At 69.8% G+C, this 9,853-nt stretch carries 9 protein-coding genes and 1 pseudogene; all 10 read left to right on the forward strand.

The window, feature by feature from the left end; translation table 11 throughout:
• A partial coding sequence (locus tag ESO86_RS06375) for a cell division protein FtsQ/DivIB (RefSeq protein WP_129234141.1) occupies positions 1–796 on the forward strand: 796 nt, incomplete at its 5' end.
• A 148-nt stretch (positions 797–944) separates the two neighbouring features.
• Positions 945–2,144 (forward strand): cell division protein FtsZ, encoded by a 1,200-nt coding sequence (ftsZ, locus tag ESO86_RS06380; RefSeq protein ID WP_129234142.1) that lies wholly within the window; start codon positions 945–947, stop codon positions 2,142–2,144.
• 46 nt (positions 2,145–2,190) lie between these two features.
• Positions 2,191–2,856: a YggS family pyridoxal phosphate-dependent enzyme gene (locus ESO86_RS06385; protein WP_129234143.1), complete on the forward strand. Its 666-nt coding sequence runs from the start codon at positions 2,191–2,193 to the stop codon at positions 2,854–2,856.
• 39 nt (positions 2,857–2,895) lie between these two features.
• Entirely contained in the window at positions 2,896–3,372 is a 477-nt protein-coding gene (locus ESO86_RS06390; protein ID WP_129234144.1) for a cell division protein SepF, read from the forward strand.
• 10 nt (positions 3,373–3,382) lie between these two features.
• A complete protein-coding gene (locus ESO86_RS06395) occupies positions 3,383–3,700 on the forward strand; it encodes a YggT family protein (protein ID WP_129234145.1) in 318 nt (105 codons plus the stop codon).
• A 114-nt stretch (positions 3,701–3,814) separates the two neighbouring features.
• Positions 3,815–4,480: a DivIVA domain-containing protein gene (locus ESO86_RS06400; RefSeq protein ID WP_129234146.1), complete on the forward strand. Its 666-nt coding sequence runs from the start codon at positions 3,815–3,817 to the stop codon at positions 4,478–4,480.
• The gene (gene lspA / locus ESO86_RS06405; RefSeq protein ID WP_242492235.1) at positions 4,470–5,078 is read left to right on the forward strand and encodes a signal peptidase II; all 609 of its coding nucleotides are present in this window, start codon (positions 4,470–4,472) and stop codon (positions 5,076–5,078) included. The genes ESO86_RS06400 and lspA overlap by 11 nt, the downstream gene beginning before the upstream one ends.
• Before the next feature lies 1 nt (position 5,079).
• Complete coding sequence (locus ESO86_RS06410; protein ID WP_129234147.1) at positions 5,080–6,000, forward strand: RluA family pseudouridine synthase; 921 nt, start codon at positions 5,080–5,082, stop codon at positions 5,998–6,000.
• A gap of 141 nt (positions 6,001–6,141) precedes the next feature.
• On the forward strand, positions 6,142–9,612 hold the full coding sequence (dnaE, locus tag ESO86_RS06415; RefSeq protein ID WP_242492236.1) for a DNA polymerase III subunit alpha: 3,471 nt from the start codon (positions 6,142–6,144) through the stop codon (positions 9,610–9,612).
• 48 nt (positions 9,613–9,660) lie between these two features.
• Positions 9,661–9,853: pseudogene (locus ESO86_RS06420) on the forward strand (histidinol dehydrogenase); the annotation flags it as partial.

The raw sequence follows: 9,853 nt of genomic DNA on the forward strand, positions 1-9,853 counted from the left end.
TGCGGATGCCGCGGGCGGGTCCCGGCGGGACGAGCGTGCCGCACGGCGTGCGCTCGCTGCGGCCGAGCGCGCGCGACGCCGGTACGAGCGGCAGGAGGTGCGGCGCTTCACGCGTCGGAGCCGGCTCCGACGGGCCACGTGGATCACGGTGGTCGCGTCGATCGTGGTCATCGGGGTCGCCGCGGTCGCGATCGCGTACTCGCCGCTCATGGCGCTCCGCGAGGTGCGCGTGGAGGGGACGTCCCGGATCGCCGCGGCAGACGTCCGGGCCGCATTCGACGACCGCGTCGGCACCCCGCTGCCACTCATCGCCCCCGACGAGGTCCAGCGCGCGCTGTCCGCGTTCCCGCTCATCGAGACCTACTCGACCGAGACCGTGCCCCCCGGAACGCTGGTCGTCCGCGTCGTCGAGCGCACGCCGGTCGGGGTGCTCGACACCTCCTCGGGCCTGATGGCGGTGGATGCCGCGGGCGTCGTCGTGGAACGCCTCGACGCGCTTCCCGACGGCCTCCCGCTGATCGAGGTGGAGGGTGGCATCGACGACCCGTCGTTCCGCGCGGCCGGTCGCGTGCTGCGGAGCCTTCCCGCCGAGTTGCGTGCGGGGATCGCGTCGGTCACGGCGGCGTCCGCCGATGACGTGCGGTTCGAACTGAGCGGAGGGGCGAGCGTGATCTGGGGGAGCGCGGACGATGCCGCGCTGAAGACCACGGTGCTCCAGGACCTGATGGCGGCGGTCCCGTCCGACCAGGTTGCGAGATACGACGTCTCGGCGCCGCTCAGCCCGGTGACGGGGTGATCCGTCCGGCCGGGATCACGACACGCCGGACTTGGCGTACGGGCCGCCGGTCGCCGCACCCTACGTTCGAGTCAGGAATTGCATACTCGGCAAAACTTTGACCTTCGAGTAGAGGTTCAGGGTTCAGAGTTCGCAGAGAGGGCCGGACATGTCGACAAACCAGAACTACCTCGCCGTCATCAAGGTCGTCGGCATCGGCGGAGGCGGCGTCAACGCCGTCAACCGCATGATCGAACTCGGCCTCCGCGGCGTCGAGTTCATCGCGATCAACACCGACGCCCAGGCATTGCTCATGTCCGACGCCGACGTCAAGCTCGACGTCGGCCGGGACCTGACCCGCGGACTCGGGGCGGGCGCCGATCCCGAGGTCGGCCGCCGGGCCGCCGAGGACCACGCCGAGGAGATCGAGGAGGCGCTCGCGGGTGCCGACATGGTCTTCGTCACGGCCGGCGAGGGCGGAGGAACGGGCACCGGCGGTGCTCCCGTCGTGGCGCGGATCGCGAAGTCGATCGGCGCGCTGACGATCGGTGTCGTCACCAAGCCGTTCAGCTTCGAGGGCAAGCGCCGCCAGACCCAGGCCGAGCAGGGTGTCGGGCGCCTGAAGGAGGAGGTCGACACCCTCATCGTGGTGCCGAACGACCGCCTGCTCGAGATCAGCGACCGCGGCATCTCGATGCTCGAGGCGTTCGCCACCGCCGACCAGGTGCTGCTCGCCGGTGTGCAGGGCATCACCGACCTGATCACGACGCCCGGCCTCATCAACCTCGACTTCGCCGACGTGAAGTCGGTCATGCAGGGCGCCGGCTCGGCGCTCATGGGCATCGGGTCCTCCCGGGGAGCCGACCGGGCGATCAAGGCCGCCGAGCTGGCGGTCGCGAGTCCGCTGCTCGAGGCCTCGATCGACGGGGCCCACGGCGTGCTGCTCTCGATCCAGGGCGGCTCGAACCTCGGCATCTTCGAGATCAACGACGCCGCGAGACTCGTCCAGGAGGCCGTCCACCCCGAGGCGAACATCATCTTCGGCGCGGTGATCGACGACACGCTCGGCGACGAGGTCCGCGTGACGGTCATCGCCGCCGGGTTCGACGGCGGGGATCCGTCGCCGAGGCCCGCGGAGGTCCGCCAGCCGAACGCCGTGCCGGCGGCTGTCGGAGCGGGCGGCGTCGGCGGAGCCGGGGGCGGACTGCTCGGCGGGGATGCGGTCGAGGGCATCACGGAGATCGACATCGAGGAACTCGTCGAGACGGCGAACTGGGGCGAGGCGAGCACGACCGCCGACCAGATCGTGTCGGACCCCGCATTCGGGGAGGACTCGGACGACCTCGACATCCCCGACTTCCTGAAGTGACCGATCGAACTCCGCGACGCCGCCCGACCAGCGCGGGCGGCGCCGCGTGAGCGGGCTCTCGGAACGCCTCGAGGCCGTTCGCGGCGGCATCGCGGACGCGGCTCGCGACGCGGGTCGCGACCCCGGGGAGATCACCACGATCGTCGTGACGAAGTTCCATCCCGAGTCCCTCATCCGGGAGCTCGCGAGCCTGGGAGTCCGCGACATCGGCGAGAACCGGCACCAGGAGGCGCAGGCCAAGGCCCGTGCACTCGCAGACCTCGACCTGCGATGGCACTTCGTCGGACAGCTGCAGAGCAAGAAGGCGCGGCAGGTGCGCGCCTACGCCTCGGTGATCCACTCGATCGACCGGGAATCGCTCGTCGATGCGCTGCGCTCCGAGGACGAGGAGGTCGACGGCTTCATCCAGGTCAACCTCACCACCGACCCCAACCGCGGCGGCGTCGCACCCGACGAGCTCGAGCCGATGGTCGAACGCGTCCTCGCCACGCCGGGGATCCGCCTGCTCGGGCTGATGGCCGTCGCGCCGCTCGACGAGTCCGCCCGGGTGGCCTTCGCACGCACTCGCGCGCTCGCCGAGCGCGTCCGGTCGCTCGCCCCCGCGGCGACCTCGTTGTCCATGGGCATGTCCCACGACTATCGCGACGCGATCCTGGAGGGCGCGACACACCTTCGGATCGGCACGGCAATCACGGGCAAGCGCCCGGCCTGAGGCTAGCCTCGAAGCACGGAACCACTGACGGAGGCAGCGATGTCGAACCCGCTCAAGAAGACCATGGTCTACCTGGGACTCGCCGACGAGGAGCTCGAGCCGGAGTCACCCCCGGCCGCCGCGTCGCCGGCACCGGTCGTGCACGCTGCGCCCACGCCGGCCCCCAAGGGCGGCGCCGCCGTCACCCCCCTCCGAAAGCACCACGTGCAACCGACACCCCCGCAGGCGGAGATGAACGAGATCCTCACGGTGCACCCGCGCCAGTACCGAGACGCCCAGGTGATCGCCGAGTCCTTCCGCGAGGGGGTCCCGGTCATCATCAACCTGTCGCAGATGTCGGACGCCGACGCGCGTCGCCTCATCGACTTCGCGAGCGGCCTCTCGCAGGGCCTCTACGGCAAGATCGAGCGCGTGACGAGCAAGGTGTTCCTCCTCTCGCCGGCGCACGTCGTCGTGTCGGGCGAGGCGGGCGAAGCGGAGGGCGACGTGGAGTCCTCCTTCTTCTCGCACGCGTAGACTCCCGGACGTGAGCGCACTCGCAGTCGTCTGGAACCTCGTCTACTCGCTCCTCCTCATCTACTTCTTCGTGATGTGGGCGCGGTTCGTCCTCGACCTCGTGCGGACGTTCAACCGGTCCTGGCGGCCGCGCGGCGTCGTGCTGGTGATCGTCGAGGCCGTGTACACCGTCACCGACCCGCTCGTGCGGTTCTTCCGTCGCCTCATCCCGCCGATCCGCCTGGGGCAGGTCGCCCTGGACCTCGGCTGGAGCGTCGCGATGCTCGTGGTCATCATCGCGATGACCGTCGTATCGTGGCTCGCAGCAGGTGCCGCCGCGGCGGCGTGAGCCGAGGAGCGATGAGGGCGCGCCGACCGACCGGCGCACTGCATCGACGAGGTTCTCTTGCTACCGTTAGCAGAACGTGATCGAACCGTTCGACAGATTTGAGGGTGGGAAGCCATGGCGCTAACTCCGGAAGATGTGGTCAACAAGCGCTTCCAGGCGACGAAGTTCCGGGAGGGCTACGACCAGGATGAAGTCGACGACTTCCTCGACGAGGTGGTGGTCGAGCTCCGCCGCCTGAACCAGGAGAACGAGGAGCTGCGCCAGCGACTCTCCGCCGCCGAGTCGCGGGCCGCCGAGGGTGCCGGAGCCCCCGCCGCCGCTCCGTCCCCGACGTACGCCGAGCCCGCTGCTGCCGCCCCGACGGTCGCCGTGCCCACCCAGGCCGCCGTTCCGCAGTCCGAGATCGACGAGCAGACGAGCACCACGAACCTGCTGCAGCTCGCACGTCGCCTCCACGAGGAGCACGTCCGCGAGGGTGTCGAGAAGCGCGATGCGCTCATCGCCGAGGGGCACGCCACAGCGGCGCGCATCGTTGCGGAGGCCGAGGCGAAGCAGCGTGCCCAGATGGGCATCCTCGACCAGGAGCGCGTCGCGCTCGAGAAGCGCGTGGACGAGCTCCGCGTCTTCGAGCGCGACTACCGAGCCAAGCTGAAGAGCTACATCGAGGGCCAGCTGCGCGACCTCGACACGGCCCAGCCGGTGCAGGTCGGCGGCGCCGGCTACGGCCAGACCGTCTCGGGTGAGCAGCCCGCACCGACCTTCCAGGGCTTTGGCGGCTGAGCGGCGGACCAGGCCCGGCGTCACCGCACTGCTGATCCTGGTCGGCGTCGCGATCACGGTCTACGCCGTCGACCAGGTCAGCAAGTACTTCGTCGTCACGACCCTCGCGGAGGGCGAGACCGTGCAGGTGATCGGCGACGTGCTGCACTGGCAGTTCGTCCGGAACCCCGGCGCGGCCTTCTCGTTCGCGAGCGGCATGACGTGGGTGTTCACGATCCTCGCGGCAGGCGTGATCACGTTCATCATCTGGTTCGCCCGTCGCATCCGCTCGGTCGCCTGGGCGCTCGTCTTCGGGCTGCTGCTCGGCGGCGTGCTCGGCAACCTCACCGACCGTCTCTTCCGCGAGCCGGGCTTCGGCATCGGGCACGTGATCGACTTCATCTCGACGCCGTGGATGCTCCCGGCGATCTACAACGTCGCCGACATCGCGATCGTGTCGAGCATGATCCTGTTCATGATCCTGACGATCCGGGGGATCGGCCTGGACGGGTCACGGCCCGTGAAGCCGGCCGAGGACGGCACCGGCTCGGCGGAGGCGGACACCGCCGGGCGCGATGCCCGCGGGGGCGCGCCGGCCGAGCTCGCCCGCGAGTCCTGACGTGGAGCACCGTTCGCTGCCCGTCCCCGACGGGCTGGACGGAGCCCGCGTCGATGCCGGCCTGGCCAAGCTGCTCGGCTTCTCGCGCACCCAGGCGGCCGAGATCGCCGCGGCCGGTGGCGCACGCCTCGACGGCCGCGTCGTCGACAAGTCCGACAGGCTCCGCGCGGGCGCCTGGCTCGAGGTGAGCTGGGCGCCCCCGCGGACGCTCCAGGTCGAGCCGATCCCCGTGCCGGACCTCGGGATCGTGCACGACGACGACGAGATCGTCGTCGTCGACAAGCCCGCCGGCGTCGCCGCCCATCCGTCGCTCGGCTGGGAGGGGCCGACCGTGGTCGGGGCGCTCGCGGCATCCGGCTACCGCATCTCGACCTCGGGCGCGCCCGAGCGCCAGGGCGTCGTGCACCGGCTCGACGCCGGCACGAGCGGCCTCATGGTCGTGGCGAAGTCGGAGTACGCCTACACGATGCTCAAGCGCGCGTTCCACGATCGCGAGGTCGAGAAGATCTACCACGCCGTCGTGCAGGGCCATCCGGACCCCCTCGCGGGCACCATCGACGCGCCGGTCGGACGGCACCCGCGGTCGGAGTGGAAGTTCGCCGTCACGATCGACGGCAAGCACGCCGTGACCCACTACGAGACCATCGAGGCGTTCCCGTACGCCTCGCTGCTCGAGATCCACCTCGAGACCGGGCGGACGCACCAGATCCGCGTCCACATGTCGGCGCAGCGGCACCCGTGCGCTGGCGACACGATGTACGGCGCCGATCCCACGCTGAGCGCGCGGCTCGGGCTCACCCGGCAGTGGCTGCACGCGCGGCAGCTCTCGTTCACGCATCCGGGCACGGGGGAGTGGGCGACCTACGGGTCCGACTACCCGGAGGACCTCCAGCACGCGCTCGACGTGCTCTCCGGCGACTGACCCTCCGCCGCGCCGAGCCCTCGGTGGCGGTGGCGGCCAATAGACTGCAAGCACCCCCAGAACCGCTCGCTGCACCATTCGATGAGGAGCCCTGTGGCCGCCGATTCCTTCGTCCACCTGCACGTCCACTCCGAGTACTCGATGCTCGACGGGGCGGCCCGGGTGGGCGAGCTGATGAAGGCCGCCGCGGCCGAGGGCATGCCGGCCGTCGCCGTGACCGACCACGGCAACGTGTTCGGCGCGTACGACTTCTGGAAGCAGGCGACGGATGCCGGGGTGAAGCCCATCATCGGCACCGAGGCGTACCTGACTCCCGGCACGCACCGCAGCGACAAGACGCGCATCCGGTGGGGCGGCGGCGGCGGCGACGACGTGTCGGGCTCGGGCGCGTACACGCACATGACGCTGCTCTCGGAGACCACCGAGGGGATGCACAACCTGTTCCGGCTCTCCAGCCGTGCGTCCATCGAGGGCTACTACTTCAAGCCGCGCATGGATCGCGAGCTCCTGCAGACCTACTCGAAGGGGCTCATCGCCACGACCGGGTGCCCGTCGGGCGAGGTGCAGACGCGGCTGCGGCTCGGGCAGTACGACGAGGCGGTGCAGGCGGCCGCCGAGTTCCGCGACATCTTCGGCAAGGAGAACTTCTTCGCCGAGATCATGGACCACGGACTCGGCATCGAGAAGCGCATCATGCACGACCTGCTGCGGCTCGCGAAGGAGCTCGACCTGCCGCTCGTCGCCACGAACGACCTGCACTACACGCACGCGCACGACGCGAAGAGCCATGCCGCGCTGCTGTGCGTGCAGTCCGGGTCGACGCTCGACGACCCCAACCGCTTCAAGTTCGACGCCGACGAGTTCTACCTGAAGTCGGCCGCCGAGATGCGGCACCTCTTCCGCGACCACCCGGAGGCCTGCGACAACACGCTCCTCATCGCCGAGCGGTGCGACGTGCAGTTCAACACGACTGCGAACTACATGCCGCGCTATCCGGTGCCGCCCGGGGAGGACGAGCAGAGCTGGTTCGTGAAGGAGGTCGAGAAGGGCCTGCACGAGCGCTACCCCGCGGGCATCCCCGACGAGGTGCGGAAGCAGGCCGACTACGAGGTCGGCGTCATCTCGCAGATGGGGTTCCCGGGCTACTTCCTCGTGGTCGCCGACTTCATCAACTGGTCCAAGGACAACGGGATCCGCGTCGGTCCGGGCCGAGGCTCGGGGGCCGGCTCGATGGCGGCCTACGCCATGCGCATCACCGACCTCGACCCGCTGCAGCACGGGCTCATCTTCGAGCGGTTCCTCAACCCCGACCGCGTCTCGATGCCCGACTTCGACGTGGACTTCGACGAGCGTCGTCGTGGCGAGGTCATCAAGTACGTGACCGACAAGTACGGCGACGAGCGCGTCGCGCAGATCGTCACGTACGGCACGATCAAGGCCAAGCAGGCGCTGAAGGACTCCTCCCGCGTGCTCGGGTTCCCGTTCGGCATGGGGGAGAAGCTCACCAAGGCCATGCCGCCGGCGGTCATGGGCAAGGACATCCCGCTGTCCGGCATCCTCGACAAGGACCACCCGCGTTACAAGGAGGCCGGCGACATCCGCGCCCTCATCGAGACCGACGCCGAGGCGAAGACGGTCTTCGACACGGCGCTCGGGCTCGAGAACCTCAAGCGGCAGTGGGGCGTGCACGCGGCCGGCGTGATCATGTCGAGCGAGCCCCTCATCGACATCATCCCGATCATGAAGCGGGAGCAGGACGGGCAGATCGTCACGCAGTTCGACTATCCCGCGTGCGAGTCCCTCGGCCTGATCAAGATGGACTTCCTGGGCCTCCGGAACCTCACCATCATCGACGATGCGCTCGACAACATCGAGGCGAACCGCGGCTTCCGGCCCGTGCTCGAAGACCTGGCCCTCGACGACCCCGACGCGTACGCGCTGCTCTCGCGGGGCGACACGCTCGGCGTGTTCCAGCTCGACGGCGGTCCGATGCGCTCGCTGCTCCGGCAGATGAAGCCCGACAACTTCGAGGACATCTCGGCCGTCATCGCGCTCTACCGGCCGGGTCCGATGGGCGCGAACTCGCACATCAACTACGCGCTGCGCAAGAACGGCCTCCAGCCGATCACGCCGATCCACCCCGAGCTCGAGGAGCCGCTCCGCGACATCCTCGACACCAGCTACGGCCTGATCATCTACCAGGAGCAGGTCATGGCCATCGCCCAGAAGGTCGCGGGCTTCAGCCTCGGCCAGGCCGACATCCTGCGTCGCGCGATGGGCAAGAAGAAGAAGTCCGAGCTGGACAAGCAGTACGAGGGCTTCTCCGGCGGCATGAAGGCGAACGGCTACTCGGACGCCGCGGTGAAGACGCTGTGGGACATCCTGCTGCCGTTCTCCGACTACGCCTTCAACAAGGCGCACTCCGCCGCGTACGGCGTGCTGAGCTACTGGACCGCGTACCTCAAGGCGCACTACCCGGCCGAGTACATGGCGGCCCTCCTCACGAGCGTCGGCGACGCGCGGGACAAGCTCGCGCTGTACCTGAACGAATGCCGCCGGATGGGCATCAAGGTGCTCCCGCCCGACGTCAACGAGTCCATCGGGTTCTTCGCCGCCGTCGGCGACGACATCCGCTTCGGCCTCGGCGCGGTCCGCAACGTCGGCTTCAACGTCGTCGACGCGATCCGCGCGGCGCGCGAGGCGAAGGGCCGGTTCGAGACCTTCCACGACTTCCTGAAGAAGGTGCCGACGCAGGTCGCGAACAAGCGGACGGTCGAGTCGCTCGTGAAGGCGGGAGCGTTCGACTCGCTCGGGCACACGCGTCGGGCGCTCGTCGAGATCCACGAGGGCGCCGTCGAGGCGGCCGTCAAGGAGAAGCGCGCCGAGGAGAACGGCGACGTCGGCTTCGACTTCGACAGCCTCTTCGAGGACCACGAGAAGGACGCCGCGCCCTCGCCGGTGCCCGATCGCCCCGAGTGGGCCAAGCGCGACAAGCTCGCCTTCGAGCGCGAGATGCTCGGGCTCTACGTGTCCGACCACCCGCTCGCCGGCCTCGAGGCGACGCTCGCGAAGCACGCCTCGACGACGATCACCGACCTGATGAGCTCGGATGGCACGCAGGACGGCGACGTCGCCACCATCGCCGGGCTCGTGACGAGCGTGCAGCACCGTGTCGCCCGCCAGTCCGGCAACCAGTACGGCATGATCCAGGTCGAGGACTTCTCGGGCGAGATCACCGTGATGTTCATGGGCAAGGCGTACCAGGAGTTCGCGCCGGCCCTGAAGGGCGACTCGATCGTCGTCGTGCGGGGCCGGGTCAGCATGCGCGACGACGGCATGAACCTGCACGCGTACAGCGTGTTCGAACCCGAGGTCGGACAGGACGACGGCACCGGACCGGTCGTGATCTCGCTGCCCGACGTGCGGGCGACGACCGACACGATCACCGCGCTCGGCGACGTGCTCATCCGCCACCGCGGCGAGACCGAGGTCCGGCTGAAGCTGACGAAGGGCCGTACCGCCCGAGTGTTCGAACTGCCGTACCCGGTCGCGGTGAGCGCCGACTTCTACGGCGAGCTGAAGAGCCTGCTCGGCCCGAACTGCCTCGCGTGACGTCGCTCCCAGCGCCCGTTCCGCACGGCTCGCTAGGCTGAGCGGGCCATGCTACGCACGATCGACCTCCGAGGCACCCGTCCGACCCCGTCAGAACTGCTCGCGCTCGTTCCGCGGGCGGCGACCGACGTCGCCGCCGCGCTCGAGCCCGCCCGCGCCCTGATCGACGACGTGCGCGCCCGCGGCGAGGCGGCGTTGCTCGACCAGGCCGAGCGGTTCGACCGCGTGCGCCCCACGTCGG

The organism is Agromyces binzhouensis (assembly GCF_004135055.1).
Taxonomy (GTDB): Bacteria; Actinomycetota; Actinomycetes; order Actinomycetales; family Microbacteriaceae; genus Agromyces; species Agromyces binzhouensis.

What these genes read in the sequence shown, in the direction of transcription:
- ftsZ (WP_129234142.1), top strand. Translation starts at nt 945, where the DNA reads ATGTCGACAAACCAGAACTACCTCGCCGTCATCAAGGTCGTCGGCATC.
- ESO86_RS06390 (WP_129234144.1), top strand. Translation starts at nt 2,896, where the DNA reads ATGTCGAACCCGCTCAAGAAGACCATGGTCTACCTGGGACTCGCCGAC.
- ESO86_RS06400 (WP_129234146.1), top strand. Translation starts at nt 3,815, where the DNA reads ATGGCGCTAACTCCGGAAGATGTGGTCAACAAGCGCTTCCAGGCGACG.
- dnaE (WP_242492236.1), top strand. Translation starts at nt 6,142, where the DNA reads ATGCTCGACGGGGCGGCCCGGGTGGGCGAGCTGATGAAGGCCGCCGCG.